General features: G+C 46.0%; 15 protein-coding genes and 1 pseudogene. 6 read left to right on the top strand and 10 right to left on the bottom strand.

What is annotated here, in order from left to right:
- Positions 1 to 163 precede the first annotated feature (163 nt).
- Together CRO74_RS08145 and CRO74_RS08140 are read left to right on the top strand one after the other, a co-directional pair.
- Complete coding sequence (locus CRO74_RS08145) at positions 164 to 1594, top strand: leucine-rich repeat domain-containing protein (protein WP_097126054.1); 1431 nt, start codon at positions 164 to 166, stop codon at positions 1592 to 1594.
- Positions 1595 to 1715: 121 nt separating this feature from the next.
- The gene (locus tag CRO74_RS08140; protein ID WP_097125476.1) at positions 1716 to 2636 is read left to right on the top strand and encodes an EamA family transporter; all 921 of its coding nucleotides are present in this window, start codon (positions 1716 to 1718) and stop codon (positions 2634 to 2636) included.
- 84 nt (positions 2637 to 2720) lie between these two features.
- Here CRO74_RS08140 and CRO74_RS08135 read toward each other — a convergent pair whose 3' ends face one another.
- The 3 genes from CRO74_RS08135 to CRO74_RS08125 form a co-directional block, all read right to left on the bottom strand.
- Positions 2721 to 3497, bottom strand: coding sequence for an SDR family NAD(P)-dependent oxidoreductase (locus CRO74_RS08135; protein ID WP_097125475.1), 777 nt, complete (start codon positions 3495 to 3497; stop codon positions 2721 to 2723).
- 115 nt (positions 3498 to 3612) lie between these two features.
- Complete coding sequence (locus tag CRO74_RS08130; RefSeq protein ID WP_097126053.1) at positions 3613 to 4941, bottom strand: PQQ-dependent sugar dehydrogenase; 1329 nt, start codon at positions 4939 to 4941, stop codon at positions 3613 to 3615.
- A 207-nt stretch (positions 4942 to 5148) separates the two neighbouring features.
- A complete protein-coding gene (locus CRO74_RS08125) occupies positions 5149 to 6855 on the bottom strand; it encodes an IlvD/Edd family dehydratase (RefSeq protein ID WP_097125474.1) in 1707 nt (568 codons plus the stop codon).
- 127 nt (positions 6856 to 6982) lie between these two features.
- Here CRO74_RS08125 and CRO74_RS32360 point away from each other — a divergent pair.
- Positions 6983 to 7054 (top strand): annotated as a pseudogene (locus CRO74_RS32360) (two-component regulator propeller domain-containing protein); the annotation flags it as partial.
- A 211-nt stretch (positions 7055 to 7265) separates the two neighbouring features.
- On the opposite strand, the gene CRO74_RS08120 reads toward CRO74_RS32360, so the two are convergent.
- From CRO74_RS08120 to CRO74_RS08110, 3 genes are all read right to left on the bottom strand, one after another.
- Positions 7266 to 7457, bottom strand: coding sequence for a hypothetical protein (locus CRO74_RS08120; protein ID WP_097125473.1), 192 nt, complete (start codon positions 7455 to 7457; stop codon positions 7266 to 7268).
- Positions 7458 to 7661: 204 nt separating this feature from the next.
- Entirely contained in the window at positions 7662 to 7949 is a 288-nt protein-coding gene (locus tag CRO74_RS08115; protein ID WP_097125472.1) for a DUF2695 domain-containing protein, read from the bottom strand.
- Between the two features lie 266 nt (positions 7950 to 8215).
- Complete coding sequence (locus CRO74_RS08110; RefSeq protein ID WP_097125471.1) at positions 8216 to 8668, bottom strand: hypothetical protein; 453 nt, start codon at positions 8666 to 8668, stop codon at positions 8216 to 8218.
- A 390-nt stretch (positions 8669 to 9058) separates the two neighbouring features.
- Between CRO74_RS08110 and CRO74_RS31515 the strand changes: the two genes are divergently transcribed.
- Positions 9059 to 9208 (top strand): hypothetical protein, encoded by a 150-nt coding sequence (locus CRO74_RS31515; RefSeq protein ID WP_179830146.1) that lies wholly within the window; start codon positions 9059 to 9061, stop codon positions 9206 to 9208.
- A gap of 38 nt (positions 9209 to 9246) precedes the next feature.
- Here the strand turns inward: CRO74_RS31515 and CRO74_RS08100 are convergent, their stop codons facing one another.
- The 4 genes from CRO74_RS08100 to CRO74_RS08085 all read right to left on the bottom strand — a co-directional run bounded on the left by CRO74_RS08100 (position 9247) and on the right by CRO74_RS08085 (position 16631).
- Entirely contained in the window at positions 9247 to 11778 is a 2532-nt protein-coding gene (locus tag CRO74_RS08100; protein WP_097125469.1) for an AAA family ATPase, read from the bottom strand.
- Between the two features lie 463 nt (positions 11779 to 12241).
- Complete coding sequence (locus CRO74_RS08095) at positions 12242 to 13753, bottom strand: FRG domain-containing protein (protein ID WP_097125468.1); 1512 nt, start codon at positions 13751 to 13753, stop codon at positions 12242 to 12244.
- 481 nt (positions 13754 to 14234) lie between these two features.
- Positions 14235 to 15284: an alpha-hydroxy acid oxidase gene (locus CRO74_RS08090; protein ID WP_097125467.1), complete on the bottom strand. Its 1050-nt coding sequence runs from the start codon at positions 15282 to 15284 to the stop codon at positions 14235 to 14237.
- 120 nt (positions 15285 to 15404) lie between these two features.
- Positions 15405 to 16631 carry a serine hydrolase domain-containing protein gene (locus CRO74_RS08085; RefSeq protein WP_097125466.1) on the bottom strand — a complete coding sequence of 409 codons (1227 nt, stop codon included), beginning with the start codon at positions 16629 to 16631 and terminating at the stop codon, positions 15405 to 15407.
- 481 nt (positions 16632 to 17112) lie between these two features.
- Between CRO74_RS08085 and CRO74_RS08080 the strand changes: the two genes are divergently transcribed.
- Together CRO74_RS08080 and CRO74_RS08075 are read left to right on the top strand one after the other, a co-directional pair.
- Entirely contained in the window at positions 17113 to 18693 is a 1581-nt protein-coding gene (locus CRO74_RS08080) for a hypothetical protein (RefSeq protein WP_097125465.1), read from the top strand.
- A gap of 285 nt (positions 18694 to 18978) precedes the next feature.
- Entirely contained in the window at positions 18979 to 19809 is an 831-nt protein-coding gene (locus tag CRO74_RS08075; RefSeq protein WP_097125464.1) for a lytic transglycosylase domain-containing protein, read from the top strand.
- Positions 19810 to 19817: the final 8 nt, after the last annotated feature.

The raw sequence follows: 19817 nt of genomic DNA, 5'->3' as shown, positions 1-19817 counted from the left end.
CCTGAACCGGGATTTAAATGATTTTATTGACCGACTTTGATTTTGCTTTCAGAGAAAGCTAATGACAGAAATCATGGTCAGTCAGAAAAATCACATAAATCCCGGTTCTCTTTTGGGTTATCTAACTACATTTTTCGTTATTTACCTAAAAAACACGTTCATCATGAAAGCCTATCTTTTGTTCGTTCTTTTCGGGTTGCTGGCGTTGCCGGTTTTAGCGCAGGACCGCATCGTTTTACTTCGCGACACCACCCGTTTGCAACTCTCCCCGGCCGAGCTGGGAAAGAAGTATCCGCCTGCTTTTGCGCGGGTTGCCGGCGAAAAAGGCGTTTTCGAGCGACACGGCAAGATGTTCATGGACACCATGAACGCTCGCACTCAACGGTTTTACAGGTACATCGAAACGAACAAAAAGCAGTTGCCCATGCTGGGCATTATGTTACAAACGCAGGAGTTCGTCCGGCCAGACGGCACCTTTGATCGCGTATTTTTTGATTTCTCCGGCATGGATTTAACGGATCAACAGGAAGGCCAATTGCTGAACTTTGTGGCCCAATGGTACGGGCAGAACCCATTTCCATTCAAAACGACCAGCGGGTTTCGCTGGCAGTATATGACCGTGATGGGTTCCGTTCCTCCCAAACGTATCGGCCGAAGCGGTCCCGGTACGATCAGCACACTCGAAGCCGCCGAAAAGACGACCCGTCCCGATACGGTAACCATGTTGGCATTTAATCAGTTGGACCTAACAAGTGTACCCGAAATTGTCTATCGCTTCCCGAAACTTGAAGAGCTGGACTTGTCGAAGAACAATCTGCATGAATTACCGGCCCGCCTAACCGCCGACATCCCGACCCTGAAGCGACTAAGTGTTCTCTACAATTCGATACCGAACGATAGCGTATTCATTACCCGTAACAAACACCTGGTTTCGCTGAATCTGCAAGGCAACAAACTGACGCGAATTCCGGAATCCGTCCGGCAAAACCGCCGACTAGAGAGTTTATGGATGGGAAACAACAGTTTAACCGGAGTTGATACTAAAACGCTCCGTCGGATGCGCCGGTTGACTGATCTGAACCTCTACAACGCAGGGCTGACAGAATTGCCTAAGACTGTGAATCGCCTGAAACGGGTTAAGGTACTGGACTTATATTACAATAAACTTACCAGATTACCGGATCAAATCGGCCGGATGAAACGACTGGAACAGTTGGCCATTGCCCATAATGATTTACATGAGTTGCCCGCATCACTGGCTCGACTGCGCCGGTTACAGGTTCTATTTGCCCATCATAACCGAATTAGCCAGCTTCCCGACGATTTCAAAAAGTTAAACCAACTGCGTGTACTCAATCTGGGTTACAACTGGTTCAATGTCGTACCATCAACCATTGGTTCGCTGTCGGCGCTGGAAGAAGTGGACTTCAACAACAACAACTTGCGGGAATTTCCAACGGCACTTATCCTGCTAAGGAACCTGAAAAAAGTGTATTTGGGCAGCAATCCGCTCTTTGGAAGCGAAGCTATGAACAGCCCGTACGCCAATCAAATCAGGCAATTGGAAGCAAATAATACGCAGGTTACTTACTGAGGCTGGTTAAATTTTGACATGAATTTTTATAATCAATTCCAGAAAGCATTAAAAATAGATCATCTAACGGATAGAAACTGAGCCTGTTGGTGTTACGTCAGCATTATCAGTCTCTGTTCGCATGCAAGCCGTTACCTCTCCCGTATCTACCAACCCAAACCCCGTCACTCTCTGGGCGAACCTAATCTCTGTCTATATTTTATGGGGGTCAACCTACATGTTCATTCACTTCATGACTGAACGGATGCCCCCCTTATACATGATTTCGGCGCGTTATCTGGTATCAGGATCGATTCTTTACGGCTATGCACGCCTGACCGGCACACCCCGCCCCACCCTTGCCGAATGGAAATCATCCGCCATCATTGGCGTCCTGCTGCTAAGTATTGCCAATGGCTGTTTATCGATGGGTATCCAGTATATCCCGAGTAGTATGGCGGCTTTGCTGGGTGGTTTATTACCGGTTTTTCTGCTTTCCCTCAACTGGGTATCGTTTGGTCGTAAACGCCCCAGCAACCTGGCCCTCACCGGACTAGCCATTGGCCTGATCGGTATTTTCCTGTTGGTGAAACCGGATAAAATGGAAAGCACGAGCGGCATCGACGCCAAATTGATTGGCTTCGCTTTGGTAGCTCTTGGTAACTTTTCGTGGGCAGTCGGTACGCTGTTAACGCCCCGCCTGTCGCTGCCATCCGCTACCATTTCGAGCGGTATTCAAATGATATTGGGTGGTCTTATCCTGTTACCCGTCAGTTTAGCTCTGGAGCCGGTCACCCTGTTCAGCATTTTCCACGCACCGCCCAAAGCCATCTATTCCATGATCTACCTGGTTATTTTTGGGAGTATCATCGGCTTTTCTTCGTACTCGTGGCTGGCCCGCAACGCCAGCCCGCAACTGCTGTCGACCTACGCCTTTGTCAACCCGGTTGTGGCCATGTTACTCGGTACAACCTTCGCCGGAGAAATTTTCTCCAGCCAGTCGTTCCTCGGTGCTACCATCGCTCTGGTGGGCGTGGTGCTGATTACGCTGGGGAGGAAATAATTTTGAATGCGTGAATGATAGACTGAGTGAATAAAACGGGCAGCAGCTATTCACTCATTCTATCATTCACGCATTCAAAATTGACTAAACCGGCGGGGGGCTTATGCTTGTCCAGCCGCCATCGACGACCAGACTCTGGCCGGTGATGTGCCGGGATTCAGGCGATACCAGAAATAAGGCCGCATTGGTAATGTCATCCACTGTGGCGGGGCGCCCCATCGGGGTGATGCGTGACCAGATTGGGACGTATGTTGGGTCGTCCAGGGTTCGTTCGGTAAGGGTAGCGCCCGGCGCAATGGCGTTGACGGTGATACCCAGGGGCGAGAAATCAATGACCAGTTGCTTGGCCAGCATCTCCAGACCCGCTTTGGTCATGCTGTAGACTGGCAGGCCCGGATGCGCCTGATGCCCCACCACCGACGACATAAATAATACACTTCCTCCCCGCCCCTGCTCCCGCATTTGTTTGGCGGAAAGCTGCGCCAGAAAAAAGCTACCCCGCAAATTAAGATCCACTATTTTCTGAAACGCTTCGGGTGTTGTCGTGAAAATATCACCAAAAATAGTGATGCCCGCGTTGGCAATGGCAATGTCCAGCGACCCGAACGTACTCACGGTGGTATCGACCATATGCTGGATGAAAACGACGTCTGACGCATCGCCGGGGCAGGCAATACATTGACCTGTTTGGCCGACTTTCTGCTCCTTCTGAATAGCTGCTACCGCGCTTTGTGCCAGTGTTTCATCAAAATCATTGAGCACTACGTTGGCCCCCTGCTGAACCAGCGCCCGCGCAATGGCGAACCCAATGCCCTGGCCGGCCCCGGTGATGAGCACCGTTTGTTTACTAAAATCAATCATAAAATGGGTTAGTCTTCGACCAGCCTGATTAGCCTGAAAGTTACCTGCTTTTTGGTAGAAGCCCGTTTTTGCGGCTTTTACTCTTTGGAAGAACTTTGGGTTAGTCCTTTTTTGGTCAAAAAGTTAACTTGCCACCGGTAGCGACCTGAATCTTTCCCTTCATAACCAATAACTTAGCCATTGAAGGTTGGCTAACTGTAACCGTATGCCCGGTTGAGACGGTTACCTCATCGGCAGACGTGGGAACACAGTTGCAATTCCAGGTTGATGGGCTATTCCAGTTACCATTTTGGACACTCTGAATGGTATACACGTTGATCCGATACAACTTGCCATCAAAGAACGAGATTACGTACAATTCACCATCCGGGCCCTCGCCGAATGACACAGGATTCGATGCAATGGAAATCGACTGCTGAATCGTCTGAAACGTACCCGTGGTTTCCCGTTTCAACGTCCAGTAGATGCCTCGTGAATAATCGGCATACACGTACCAGCCTTTTAAAGAAGGATATTTACTTCCCCGATACACGAAGCCTCCCGTTATGCTGGCATCCCGGCCGGAGCTGTAGCCGGCATAATCCAGCAGGGGCATATGGTAGCTGCTACCCGGAGCGCAGGTTGCGTTATAGGCATGGCTTCCTTCAAAACAGGGCCAGCCATAATTTTGCGGGGCGGGTGCGTTGGCACTGGTAAAATTCAACTCCTCCCAGTCATCCTGCCCAACATCGCCCAGCCAGAAATCGCCCGTTTGCCGGTCAAAGCTCCAGCGCCACGGATTACGGAGCCCCAAGGCATACAGTTCGTCCGGCACACCATCGCCAGGATTGGCAAATGGGTTTGTTGGAGGTATGGTGTAGGGGAAGCCACCATTAACATCTATCCGCAGTAATTTCCCGTGTAGGTCCGTGAGATTTTGAGCCAGTTTGTTGGGATCACCAATTGAGTTGCGGGAACCAGGCGATGAGTCGCCCGTTGTGATGTAGAGGTAACCATCCGGACCGAATCCAATCCGTCCTGACCGGTGCCCTCCGTTTGGGTAAGCAACCGTAAAAATAATGGCTTCTGAACTCAGATCGGCTACGTCGGGATTGGTGCTGTTCCTCGTGAATCGGGCAATCAGGGAAGCCATATCGCCTTTCCGGGAATAATGGACGTAGATATACCCGTTTGTATCGTATTGAGGATGCAGGGTAATACCAAATATGCCTCCCCAGTCCGGATCATCTATCTTACTGCCAATGTCCAGAAAGGTTGACATCTGCCCGTTTTTTACCAGCTTAACTTTGCCATCAGTTTGCGCAACCAGAAATTTTGTGTCACTCAGTACGGCTACATCACAGGGGCGATAAAAACCGGAAGCAGCCAACTCTAATGTGAGTCGGGGTGCCTGCGCCATTAGTTTCGAACAGACAAACAGGAGAAGGAATAAATTACGGATCATACGGTCAAAGTGTGTGGCGAACATGTAACTTCCACAAAATTAGTGCTGAAAGACCAGTTTTAACCTAATATTTAAACAAGAAGTATATACAAATAATTGATTCATAAAATTAGTTAGTTATCATAAAGAAGACCTACAGCTACATTTTTCATGCGTAGCTATAGGTCTTTTTTATGATAACTGGTCTTTTTAAGCCGGGAGGCTAATCTAGTGCGAATCCCGCTTCACTTCGCTGCCGGAGCCACCCCGCAGAAAGTCAAAATCGGCACCTTCGTGGGCTTGGGTCACATGCCGGATGTATAGATTTACATATCCGCGGTCGTACCCCAAATCGAGTGGCTTGAAATGCACCAGACGGCCCGCCAGTTCCTGATCCGACACGTGCAGGTGTAAACTCCGGTTCTCTACATCGAGGGTGATCAGGTCACCGTTTTGCACCAGCGCCAGATTACCTCCCACGGCCGATTCCGGTGAAACGTGCAGCACCACGGTACCAAAACCGGTACCACTCATGCGCCCGTCCGAAATACGCACCATGTCATGGACGCCCTGCGCCAGAATCTTCGCAGGCAGTTGCATATTGCCTACTTCGGGCATGCCGGGATACCCTCTGGGACCCACGTTTTTCAGGACAAGTACACAGCCAGGGTCGACATCCAGATTCGGATCGTCGATGCGGGCTTTGTAATCGTCGATATCCTCAAACACAACGGCCCGGCCGGTATGCTGCATCAGGGCAGGTGTTGCCGCCGAAGGCTTAATAACGGCGCCGTTGAGGCAGAGATTACCCCGCAGTACAGCCACGCCCGACTCCGGCTTGAACGGCTGATCGACCGAGGCAATAACGGCCGGATCGTAACATTTGGCGTCGGCGCAGTTTTCACCGATCGACTTCCCGTTTACCGTTAGAGCGTCATTATTAAGCACATTCCGCAGTTCGCGAATAATGGCGGGCAGACCACCGGCGTAAAATAAATCTTCGACGAAGTGTTCACCGGAGGGTTGCAGATTTGCCAGCAGGGGAATCTTTGCCGATAAGGTATCGAAATCATTCAGCGATAAATCGACACCCACCCGTCCGGCAATGGCCGTCAGGTGCAGGATAAAGTTCGTAGATCCACCCAGAGCCGCATTGACCATGATGGCATTTTCGAACGCCTGACGGGTCAATATCTGCGATGGCTTGGTGCCTTCCTTCACCAACTCAACCATTCGGACACCGGTCATATGGGCCAGCACTTTCCGGCGTGAGTCGGCGGCAGGGATGGTGGCGTTATCCGGCAACGACAACCCAAGCGACTCGACCATAGCGGCCATGGTACTGGCGGTCCCCATCACGGCGCAGTGACCCTGACTACGGGCCATGCTGGCTTCGGCGGCCACGAACTCGGCCTGGCTCATCTCTCCCATTTTGAACGATTCGGCAAAGCGCCAGAGGTCGCTCGTCCCGATCTTCCGGCCCTGAAAACGGCCGGCCAGCATCGGCCCACCCGACACCACCATCGTCGGAATATCGACACTACACGCACCCATCACCAGCGATGGCGTGGTTTTGTCGCAGCCGCACATCAGGATAACCCCGTCGATGGAATTACCCCGAATGCTTTCTTCAACGTCCATACTGGCCAGGTTACGGAACAGCATCGCCGTGGGTTTGATCTGACATTCGCCCAGCGACATCACCGGAAACTCCAGCGGAAAACCGCCCGCTTCCCATACTCCGCGTTTGATGGCTTCGGCCAGTTCACGAAAATGGGCGTTGCAGGGTGTCAGCTCCGACCAGGTATTACAAATGCCGATAACGGGCTTTCCTTCAAATTCATGATGCGGAAACCCCTGATTTTTCATCCAGGCACGATATATAAAGCCGTCTTTTCCGGTGCGGCCAAACCAATCTCTAGAACGTAATGGCATTTTGAGTAAGCAATGATCAGTACAGGGTAAAGTCTATCCGGTGCCTGTTTTACTTTGAAAACCCGATAAACTATTTACGGCTCATTGGTCCTGAACTTCATTTATAATGCACTAGCGGCAGACAGACGATGGCGTTTGGTGCCTGGTAGATGATAGAGCCGGGAATATTTGGCTGGGTACCAGAAACATCGGCCTGTAGCCTTACGACGGCAAATCCTTTACCAGTTTTTCGGAGAAATGAATATCTGTGACTCCGTCGCCAGCCGGTAGCCTTGCCTTGCAAGGCGGCCACTCTCTCCTTATTTCCGGGCTGAAATTTTGACCGCAGCGAGTCAGTTGTACCCCGGCTGTTTTCCCGTTAGAGACAAGTAGACCGCCAAAAGCTGACCAATAGCGTCTGGTAACAAAGTTTACGGTTTGATACCGGTTATACCTCCTTTGCCATCCTGTCCTTTTGACCCAGCACCGGCCATTCCTTTGCCGCCCTCACCACCTCGACCACCTAGCAAGTTGCTTTTACGGTACGACGTTTGGCTAGCTTGTCGGGAAGGCAGACAACTTACCAGTAACAATACGAAGGAAAAAGCTATCAGTTTTTTCATACTTGAAACATCAATCTTTGTTGGCTTTCGAGCCCGTTTGTCCTGTCGGCGAAAAGGTATATTGGGAGATATACAATGCCTTAATACACTGGCGATCATAATGTTAAAACTTTACACTTTCGGAAGTTTGTTTGCCAGAACACGGGGGTAGTTGGGCTGAAAACCATCTTTCAAAGCGTGCTATCTGTCGTCCGCTACCTTGAATTACAGCTTTTCAAATTGCTCCTCAAGGTTCCACAATACCTCCGAGTCGTCTCCTGTACCGTTCCCGACAAGCCAATTTTTTAGTGGTTCAAAATCAACTTCGTTTTCAATGCAGAACTGTTGAGTTAAGTTAAAGTCTGCTACTGACTCTTCGTCAAGGTTCTTATCCAAGAAGTCGAACAGTTGCTCGAACAGGACAACTGACATAGGTAATGACTGGCGAAACTCGTCTAACTGCTGCTGTTTGTACTGGCGTTTAAGAGCTTTCTTGTTGTCCTGCTCATTCATTTAAAAAATATTTAGTCTCAATTTACAAGGCGTTTCCTCTGTCGCACGAAAGCCGGAATTGGAAACCCAAAGCTAACCTGTCGAGACGTGCGCCTTGTTGCAGGTAACCCGCCTTTGACTCCCAACTTGTTCCCGCCACCCAACGACTGCAGGGGGCTGATGGATGAGGATGCAAGATGACTGAACACGAGCAACTGGAAACCTTTACACCCCTTGTTGTTGGGCTGCCGACTGTCCTACGGGACGCGCTGCCTGTCGCCGGAAGCCTACCTATTAATTGGTTTCCAAAAGGTCAGAGTTGTCAGGCCGATAAAGTCGGACTCCTGGCACGCGTTCAAAGTGCTTCGGATTGAGCGTAAAAATAGGTATGTCAAAAACAGCCCGACTCCAATTGTAAAGCAGTCGCCAAGGCCAGTGTCTGGATAAAGTCGACATGTTTCTACCGCGAGCTCAATGCAGTCGCCGTGATTTAACTGCACATACTTATCCAACTGCTTTCGGATAGCGTCAAACTCACTTTTTGTAATCGGGTCTATCGCACGGCCACGAATATTGACCAGCCACCGCATCAACTCAATATATACGCTGGCTGAAATTACGGGGACAGCCGTGACCACCAGTTCAGTATAGGCTTTGACAATTTGTGGCTTCTTCAGAAAAAAACGACTCATTACGCCCGTATCTACCAGCACGAACGAAGTGGGTGAGGAAACGGTCATTCAGGTAGAATAGGCGTGGGAGTGATGTCTTTGTGTTTAGCTAATATTCTCTGAATAGCCAAGCCTGGGTCTTCTGTCGGTAACTCACCGGCCGGAATAGAGCCCTCAATGATTTTACCTGTCGCATTACGTCCCCGTACTACCAAAGGGAGAGCGGACTTCTTGGCTTTGTGAGTAGGCATCGCTTTATCGTTGTTACTATCCTAACAAAGTTAACCGTTTTCTGGCTCCTGCACCAACAAGCTTTTTGCTACGTCTTGTCAAGCCCAACTGTTGGGGCGTTCACCCTGTCGCAGGGACGTTGAACTACAAACCCAAACCTGCCCAACCAGGGCGTTCAAATTGGCAACCGAAACCCGCTGAACCAGCCAAAAACTTGACCTCTGGGACGTGCTTCCTGTCGACCGGAACCCACCAAACGAACACATTTTGAGCGAACACCCAACGCCAATGAGAGCCGATGGCGACGTAGGAGCCTTTACACACCTGCCCGGTTGGGCTGCCAAAGTTGGCTTAGGGGCGTGCTGCCTGTCGCCGTGAACCTGCCCATGCGGAGCGTAACAACGAGTAGCAAGTAATCAATCAAAAATTTTGACATACCATTTATCTTTAATGGTATTCAATTTGTTTTTCATATCACTGTATCGTCCTGATAAATCATTCAAGTCTCTGTTCTTCTGTTGTAATTCTACCTCAGTAGTTCGTAATTTATTTAATAAAGCTTTATTTTCATTTATCACCTTTTGCTTCTCAGATTCACTACTAGAAAGTTCTTTCTTTAAAGTAGCTATTTGGCCAGAGAGTATATTTGAAGAATTTGTTAAGTCAATAATTTTATTCGTCAATTGCTGATTATTATTTTTTTCAGTTTTCAAGAGCCTTTCAAAATTATTGGTAACACTAAGAAGGCGCTCTTTTAGCTGAAATAATTCATTATTAATATCTCCAATACTCTGTTTTAGAATACCAATCGTTGAATTGCAATAATTAATTATTTTTTTATAATTATTATACTTATCTATATAAGCCGAAATGTATTTCTTAAAAGGGACTGTGAAAATATCATTTCTATATTTTATTGCAGTATCAAGACTATCAAAAGCATCTTCTACTTTATTGTTAAGTAATAATTTTTTAAATTTTTGATAATAACCATCAGCCTTACCTTCATTAATAAAGTTAACGATAGTAGTTTCTGGAGTTTGAATCTCTGAAAATTCAACAACTCTTGTGTCAATTTTTATTGCGTGCGATGGTAATGGGGTTATAAACTTTAAACTGTTTAGCGAAGTACATCTACTTAATGCTACATATACTTGACCTGACGCGAAAGCGCTAGAAACATCTGCAATCACTTTTGAGAAGGTCAAACCTTGACTCTTGTGTACAGTTATTGACCAGGCGAGTTTTAAAGGTAGTTGTTTGTAAGAACCTTTAATAGTCTCCTCAATTCTATGCTCTTCCTTATTATATTTATACTCGATATTAGCCCAAATCACTTTCTCTATTCTATCACCGTATGTATTCCCGTCGAAGGCTACTAAAACTGAATGATCTCCAATTTCCGTTACTTTTCCAATTTTTCCATTATAATTATTACCTATATTTTTAAGCAACATTACTTGTGCTCCTAGCTTTAGTTCTAGACGTTGTGGGGCGACTTTCATAGAATCAAGAAAATTCTCTTCTGTCACTCCTTCAAAAATGAAAGATGGTGATTTTATTTCATTTAACTTTGTGTAATTTATAGAATCAACTCTTTTGTTAGTCGTTGCTAACATGATATAATTATCTGACAGTAAAAAGTTTACGTCTGTTATTCTATTATTTGGACTGTTGAGTTTTGTCAAATCAGAATTTGAATGTTTTCCTACCCTAATTCGATTTAATATATCTATGAACTCTATTTCAGTTTGTCTATATACCTTATCTAATTCGATGCAAACTAAACCATTATTATTAACTAATGAACTAACAACATTAGAATCAAAAAAATATGGAGATTTGTAAAAGGCTTTAATAACTGACCAATCATCAGCCTCTATAGGAGGAAGCTGAAATAAATCACCAATAAAAATTAGTTGTACACCGCCAAAGGGTAATTGCTCTTTTTTTCTAAATATTCTAAGTATTTTATCAATAGCGTCAATAATATCTGACCTGACCATCGAAACTTCATCAATGACCAAAATATCAACATTATTAATAATTTCTCGTTTGTTAGATGTGTACTTCAGAAACGTAAAAATATTTTCCCTGCTCAAAGACCTATCATCAGGAAGGAATGGTCTTGGTGGTAACTGAAAAAAGCTATTTATAGTCTGGCCACCAGCATTAATTGCGGCTACCCCAGTAAAAGCTAATGTCACTATGTTTTTATTGGTGTGCGTTCTCAAATATTTCAAAAAAGTAGTCTTTCCAGTACCAGCTTTACCAGTCAAGAATATATTTTTACGTGTTTCTGAAATTAGATTAAATGCATTGTAAAACTTTACATTATCATGGTCTAAGGATATATTAAACTCTTTATCTAAAATTGACTGATAATAATAGTTGTTATTTTTTTCAACTAAAGTTCCTTGTTTTAGCATATGGAAGAAACATTTAGCGGTAATAGATACGTCTATGTATGCATCATGATGCCCTGAAAAATCCTTTTTAAATAATTTGTAATGCAAATCTTTTAAAGAAATAGATTTAGCCAATGGATCGCACTCAGTCATTGTACAAAACGATCTCTTTTCAAGCAAAAAATCTATTTCTTGTAATCTAAGTAATTCTACTTTAATTATAGTTGAATCAAATATATAATTATGACATACGATTAAGTCAGCTTTGGAACATATTTTTTTAAAACATTCTAATACTAATAAAACATCTTTGCCCTCTTTATCCGCGATCTCGTTACTGATGCCATGAATATGAGCGTTAGGAATAACAAATTCTAACGGCTTAACGATCATATTTAGTGACTCTAACTCATCACCCTCATGTGAATACAATAATGCAGATAATTGAACCAGTCGCGGATATGCTTCTATATTTTTAAAATGATTTTCATAAGGTAACAAGCCAGTAGTTTCTGTATCGAAGAACAAGATGTTGGGCATAGTAAACTCAATGTTTTGTCAAATCTAAAGGTTTGGTTCTTATTTTCCCAAACCGAATAATCGGAGTGATTGTCTTGTCAGTATAGGGCTAGCTGACAAATTCAAGCTGACCCAATAGAGAGTTTAGCTTGTTGCTAATAAGCTGGTATTGAATCGAAAACCTGCCAAACAGGGGCGTTTCCTGTGTCAGCCGAAACCCGCTGAACGAGTAAAACCAAACCTCTAGGACGTGCGGCCTGTCACACGAAACGCCAAAAATGGAAGCACTGCTTAGACGGGCCTACCAACGCCCACAGGTGTTGATGGTGATTGAGCCACTTGCCTGAACACGAGCCACTTGCACCTTTACACACCTGTTCGGTTGGGCTGCCCACTTTCCTACGGGACGTGCTTCCTGTCACCGGGAAGCTACCCATGTTGAGCAAATTATGTTTTACTGGCTGTAAATTATCATAATGATACTTCAAGGTTTACCAAATGTTGCAAGCTGGGCAGGATTATACAGAATTAATTTATCCCATAGTAAAGCTTGAACAGGGATTATTTCTCGGGCAAATAATTTCGTAAACTCAGAGAAGTCAAACATGAATTTTGGATTATAAATGATGCCAAACAATTCACTAAATTCATTAGTAATTTCTTTATATTCAGGCAATAGAAGGTCAGTCATATCTTTCCTTAGAGCTTTTCGCAGGCTTTCAAATGATGCCAATCCTCTTGCGCTACTACCATCTTGGTGCCCAAATTCAACTCGCATACATTCTCCAAAATGATCTGCAAATAATTTCATTTGCATGTCGTAGGAAAGTTCGCTTTTGAAGCCCGATATAAACAAAGCAGTTAGTGCTCCTAAACTATTCGCTAACTCAGAATCATCGTAAGGTAAACGACGCATGCCATTCCAAATCAAGCGTAGCTTACTCTTTAAAATCTCTTGAGAAAATGATGTAGGAAACTCAATAAAATCCCAATCTACAACTTTTTGTCGAATAGTAGAATCACGGCGTAGTATCTGCTTCATTGCATAGCTAAATGAAGATTGTATCTCTTCTGGGCTAGCATTAATTTTCAGATTTATTTGAAAAACTGGCCCACTAACTTGATGAAAATTTTCTTCAGAGTAGCCTATCCATGCTTTTAAGTTTGTAGAGTTCCACGAATCTAAAGTTAAGGTAACACTATTTATGAAAGCTTCTTTGGAATAACCTTCAGGGAAAGAATCTAAATGAACAGATACCGCATTTATACCCTTAGAATTCGAGTCTTTAATCCATTTTTCTAATAAATCATTAGTGTAACTGTAGTTTTCTAAGGCAAAGTATTGATCTAAAAGTTGCTCTAATGGACTTTTATTAATTGGATATATTTGTTCGCTTGTAGGAAAAGACGGATACTTAGAAGCAGGAAATATAATTCGATCTAGGGGATAAATATTTTCTAATATCGAATTGCAATATATAAATACACCACGTTGTGCTTGCAATCTCCAAAGATTCTTCACATCTATATTTATTAATTCTAAATCAATTCCATGAGTGTTACGTATTGTTTTAACTATATCCCAGTGGGATACTAAATCGTCTGTGTTTAAGCAATATATGGAAGACTGCTCACCCACAGTTAAACTTTTTGAGTCAGCAGCAAAAAAACCTGCAACGCCTGGATCCGTTGTAAAGTCAATATAGTGAGTTGAAATACCATAATGCTGTATAATAGCGCAAAAATCATTTACATATTCTGGTTCATTTAAATATATTAATTCAGGAATTTTGTTAAGCCAATTTTGAAATAATTCTACACGGTGAAGAACCTTAGCTATCTCTTCTTGATTGCCATTAAGTTGCACACGGCCAAGTGACGAATAGATGGGCCATTGCTTTGTTTGCCCACGGAACCAATTATACTTCCCTTCTTCTCTTAACTTATAAGCTAACTCAACAGCCTCTTCAATATTTGTTGCACTGTAAGTTTTCATTTAAATACCATTTGTGGTTGATGGAAAAGGTACCTAATTCCGGCGATTGGCTTATCGACCGCAACCCGCCCCGCCTGCCTGCTAGGGACGTTCGTATTATTCTAAAGAAGCCCAAATTTCAAAGCTAAACCTTAATTTATCAGGCGTTTGACTTGTCAGCCAAGGCTTTAAATGCAAACAAAAACTTGTCCAGCCGGGGCGGTCAAACTGTCGCACGGAACGCCGAAATGGAAGCCCAAACGCTGCCTTTCGGAACGTGCGGCCTGTCGGCCGAGACCCGGCTTTAACTCCCATTTTGGACCCGCCACCCAACATATCATTGTACGTAAACCCACTAAACGACAACAATCTGAAAATCAGCTAGAAAGCATTTAGTGTGCGCTTACAATTGAACTTTCAATTATAACCAAAAAACAGCAGAAAGAGTACAAAAAAAAACAGTATTTGTGTTAAAGTAATTTGAGTAAAATTCTCCCTTCCCCTACCGCCAAATCACAGATTCGTCAATATCAGCTAGGGTTGCTTTACCGGTTAGGGCCATGGCTAGTTCCAGCTCGGTTCGGAGAATGGTTAGCACTTTTGCGACGCCATCGGCCCCACCACAGGCCAGGCCGAAACAAATGGGTTTGCCGACCAGCACCGCATTGGCACCCAGGGCAATGGCTTTTACAACGTCGGTGCCCCGGCGAATGCCGCCATCCATCAAAATGGGGACGCGTTTATTTACCCGTTCGGCAATGCGCGGAAGGGCCTCAATGGTGGCCGGTACAGTATCCAGATTTCGGCCGCCGTGGTTCGACACAACAATACCGCATACACCTGCCTTAACGGCGATTTCGGCATCGTCGGGATTCAGTATTCCCTTGAGCAGAACCGGGATTTTCGCGAACGATTGCAGCCAGTCGACATCGGTCCAGGTTAGCGACTTCGTTAGCGCGAAGGCATCAGCCATGTGGGGCGTGGTGATTCCCTCGGGCATGGCGAAGTTGACCCGCTGCTGCCGGTTTCGAACACCGGCAACAGGCGTATCGACCGTGACGCAGAGCGCCCGGCACCCTTGCGCTTCGGCTTCCTGCACCAGCGCCTTTGTCCGTTCCCGATCGTCGCTTACGTAAAGTTGAAACCAGAGCGGCTGCGTCGCTACCGAGGCAATGTCGCGCAGGGGTGTGTTTGTAAATGAGCTGACCACATAGAGAGCTTCGGCGGCTCCGGCGCCCCGGGCGGTAGCCAGCTCACCCTCGGGGTGCATGGTTTTGTGATAGGCCGTTGGCGCAATGAGAATGGGATAAGCCAGATCGAGTCCGAGCAGCGAAACGCGTGTGTCGATCTGGCTCACATCCACCAGCACCCGCGTGTTGAGCCTGAGGGTATCCAGTGCCTGCCGATTCCAGCGAAGGGTGAACTCATCGGCGGCTCCACTGGCCACATATTCGTAGGCCATCGGCGTCATGCGCTCCGTAGCCAGCTTTTCTACATCAAACAGGTTGATAATATTGTTGACATCAAACAGATCACGTTCGGCTACATTCATCGGCTTCGTACCCGTTTACTTTTTCGTGGCGGGCACCGCTTCCATAAGCAGGGTATGGGCGTTATTTAATGCTTTCCGACCCGACCGGACCGGAACGGTTCGACGCTTCGACGGTCGGCACTACTTCTGGAAGGCATCCAGCACCCGTTTGACGATACCGTCCATGGCTTTTGTGTCAATCCAGCGAACCACCATAACCAGATCGTGCTCCGTATCGACATAGATCATGTTGGTACCATTGCCCAAATGGTAATAGCTACTGGCCGATGCTGATGGTAATAGCTTTTTGTCGGTATTCAGAAAGTAGTTCATGTAGCCGTACGTTGGTTGGGCTGGTGTGGGTGTTCTCGACTGGTTGATCCATTGTTCAGAAATTAACTGCCGCCCGTTCCAGTTTCCTTTGTTCAGCGTCAGCAAGCCGAACCGGGCCATATCCAGCGCGTTGATGAACATACCCCCGCCCCAATGTCCACCCCCGCTGACCGATTGCACGGCTTGCCCATCCAGCACGATCCAGGAATTCCGGTAGCCCGTCCAGCGCCAGGTGTTCGATGCGCCAATCGGGTCCATCACATTCTCTTTAAGTACCTGTGGAAGCGGCTTTCGCCAGACGCTGGTGGCGGCTAAAGCCAATGCATTCACCCGAACGTCGTTATATTCATAGACCGCACCGGGCAGATTGCGTTTGCGGTTCAGCCATTTGGCGGCATCCGGGTCGGGGCGGTCGGCCCAGTCGGGTTTGCCCCAGAGTGTACCTTCCCAATCGCTGGTTTGCCGAAGCATGTGATCCCAGGTGAGGGTCCGGTTATGAGGGGTTTGAAACGGGGTAATGAGTTCGGGTTTACCAAACTCATCGGCGGGGCGCGTAACGGGCTGATCATACAACTCGATGGGCGGCACATAGCCCGCAACGGTATCGTTTACGCTTCGGATTAGTCCTTTATCGACCGCCAGACCAACTACCGTCGACAGAAAACTTTTGGTCACACTGTGCGTAATGTCGCAGCGTTGAGGTTCGCCCCATTCGGCCACAATGTAGCCTTTGTAAACAATTACCCCCGTTGGCTCACCCCGGTCGGCGAAAGGCCCAATGGCGTAGCCAAACGGCTCTTTACCGAACGACTGATAATGCGACTGCTCCATGCTGCGGGGATTTTTTATTTCATTATCCCGATGAAACACAATGGCTTCCTGAATTTTGGCTGCCGATAATCCCATCTCGGTCGGGGTTTTGTGTTCCCATTGATGCGCGGCTGGAAAATACGGACCGGCTTTAGGGGTAACTTTCTTTTGGGCAACGACGATGGTGCTTACCAGAAAAAACAGGAGACTTAATTTCGAGGACATTTTCAAATGAGGTTGTCTTGTGTAAAACACCCAATAAACAACATTTTCGGCAATGTTTATGCGGCTGTACCCTTTGATGGGCCACCTACTATTCTCAGAGATGGCCTGGACACCAATAATTTTATAAGGATACTGGATTATAGTAGGTTAACTGGTCGGGCTCCCCGGAACGATTTCAGACAGGAAGACTTATTGAGTATGCCGGCATGTCCCACAGAACAGCATACCGATGTTAAATAGACAAGCTAAAAATGCTTCTAATGAGTAATAATCACTTAAAATAAACTTAAAACGTACATTGGTTAATATTTAAAGACTTTTGCATACGATAAGTTTAATCAAAAAAATCTCGACGCATGCATACATAATCCGTTAGAAGAAAGTGATAAGGTGCTGGCTGCTTGCCTGCCCCAAAAACGGTGTCGAGTAGCGATCATCAAGTAAATACAAAGAAACCTCCCAATGGAGTAATTAGGTTAGTATGGCTACCCTGTTGATTTCTATTGCCCTTTTTTCATGCACCGTTCTTTTAAGAGCTCTACCAAGGCTTTTTCTTAATAAGGGGAAACTTTTTTTGTTTACCAACGACACATGGTTTCATTTAATGCTCGCGGAGGAAATACGGCAGAACAATCATTCGATTCCCGGAAAAATCTCCAGATTTCTACTATCAGAAAGTTTAACCTATCCGGCCTTATTTCATATTTTACTTTCTTACGTAAATAAGACCCAACGGACCGCTATCGAACCCTATTTGGGTGGACTCTTCGACGGGATAGTAAGTGTGTGTCTGTTTTTAGCTGCCCGCTTCTTTTTGACTCTTGACTTACAGACATCTTTCTTTATAGTTTGTTTATTTATATTCTCTCCTTATACGCTGGGCCTGAATTTTGGTCCGCGAGCTACTCTCGGAACCCCCAGAGTATTTGGCCAACTTCTGTTCTTTCTGGCTGTATTACTAACGATACAGTACGTATTGACAGGGAGTTTTTATTCTATCGTTGCTGCGATCTGGGCAGGAAGTCTACTCTTTTCAGCTAGTATGTTTTCAAGTCAGGCTTACGTTTTTATCTTGCTACTATGGTCGATTTTGTTGCCCTCGCTGTGTCCGCTGGTTGTTTTAGTTAGCAGTTACCTACTCGCGCTTTTGCTTTCCAGAGGCTACGTCTGGCATATCACCAAAGGGCATATTCAGCATCTTGTCGTTATGGCCAGGGCATTTTGGCGAGGTAGATTTTCGGATCAAAATATCCAGCAACGAAATAGACTTGATGAATTACTTAACCTCCCCCGGTATTTATTCACCGACCTGAAACAATTATTCTTCCTGTTTTATGTCCGAAATACGTTTCTGATTCTGCTCTTTCAGATACCAGTTATGTCCCTTTATATTTATTATCGATTAGTTGATGCCCGTGCGTTTCCCACACTACCGCTTACTCATGCTCTAGATACCTTATTTATCGCCGGGTTACTTATTTTCATCGCTGTTTCAACCAAAATGCTGTCATTCCTGGGAGAGGCTGAGCGATATATTGAGCATGTAAGTCCTTTCTGCTGCCTATTCATCGGGCTGATGATGCCTGTGATGACGTCCCGTGCCGTTACTTTACTCCTGATTTATTCAATCAGTCTTTACCTAATCAATGGTGTTATTTTTGTTTACCTGATTAAGAATAAGGAATCGGAACAGCGGGAGCAACACATAAGATCTGTTTTAGACTGGATTGATCAGAACGCACACAAGAAACGATTTGCCGTATTGCCGCACACAAACCTAAATGTGCTGATACCCTATTTTACAACCGGCTTCGTATTATTTGGGCGTTGGAAGAATGACTCCTCACCTGCCGTTAAGTCGCTCAAAGATGTTGAGTCAACTGCGTTTCGCCAGCATCGGGTGAGTTTATTACAAACGTATGCCATTGATTATATCGTCATTTCAGCGAAGGCTGGAGTCCACCCGAATCTGGAGGAATTAAAAAGAGAATTTCGTACGGTGTTTGAAAACCCCGTTTATAGTGTGCTCTCATGCCAGAAGCAGGAGCATATCTCAAACTAACTACCTTCAGAGACGGCTCAACTACACGTGACGGATGGTGATGGCGATGCCATTCCGCCTACTTTTTTACTGGCAAGAACGCCTAAAACTTATCTTCCCGTTTGCTCTTCTAAATTAGTGGGGCTCAGCTTATTCGGGCTTCTTTTAACCAAAAAACGCTGCTTCATATTAACAAATACTATATATAATATTGATTATCAATACACTAAACATTATTTACTTTCGTTATAGACTAATTACCAACCTGATTGAGTTTTGTTGAAAAAAGTAGGATTTCCCTTATTGATGGCCATTATTCGCCCGGCTGTCACTGTTGCGGCTAAACTTATTGCACCGGGTGTAGGCTCTACAGCCCTCCCCACTCTTCACCCCTCCAAAATCAGTGCAGTAACCCGGTCCGATGCGACCTCCCTCCTTACCTGCCGATCTGACCTGTCGGCTATGCTTGCCCCTGCCGCAATGAACGCGCCTGAATTACCGCTCCTCGACGTTAATTTTTGTGGCGAATGTTTACCGCTCGACCAAACGGATGTTGTTGACCGCTGGAAACATGTGTTCACGCTTTTCCGGAGTCACAGCAGCGATCTGGGCAACCTTCGCCAGCGGGCCGAGGCTTTTTTTCCAATAATTGACCCCATCCTTGAAGAATACGAGATTCCGGACGATTTCCGGTATATCCCGCTAGCAGAGAGTGCCTTACGTCCCAAAGCTGTTTCGCGGGCCGGCGCGGCTGGCTACTGGCAATTGATGCCGGCTACTGCCCGTGCGTTAGGGCTTAAAGTAAGCGGCAAAACCGACGAGCGGTTCAATGTTCAGAAAGCCACCGTTGCTGCCTGCCGGTATCTACGAAAATTATACGATCAGTTAGGCTCGTGGTCGCTGGTCGCTGCGGCCTATAACGCCGGTCCGGGCTATATGAAGAATCAACTTAAACGGAACGATCACCGCGATTATTACCGGATGAGTCTGCCCCGCGAAACCCGGTATTACCTGTATCGGGTACTGCTCTATAAGGAAGTCCTGTCGCGCCCGGATGACTACTCATCTTTTTTAACCCCCGAAACGCAAACGGCCTACCATCCGTTTAACCGGTTGGTTCTGGAACGTGCTAGTTAGTTAGTGCC

Origin of the sequence: Spirosoma fluviale (assembly GCF_900230225.1) — a bacterium.
GTDB classification, from domain to species: domain Bacteria; phylum Bacteroidota; class Bacteroidia; order Cytophagales; family Spirosomataceae; genus Spirosoma; species Spirosoma fluviale.
This window is presented reverse-complemented; position numbering and strand designations above follow the sequence as displayed.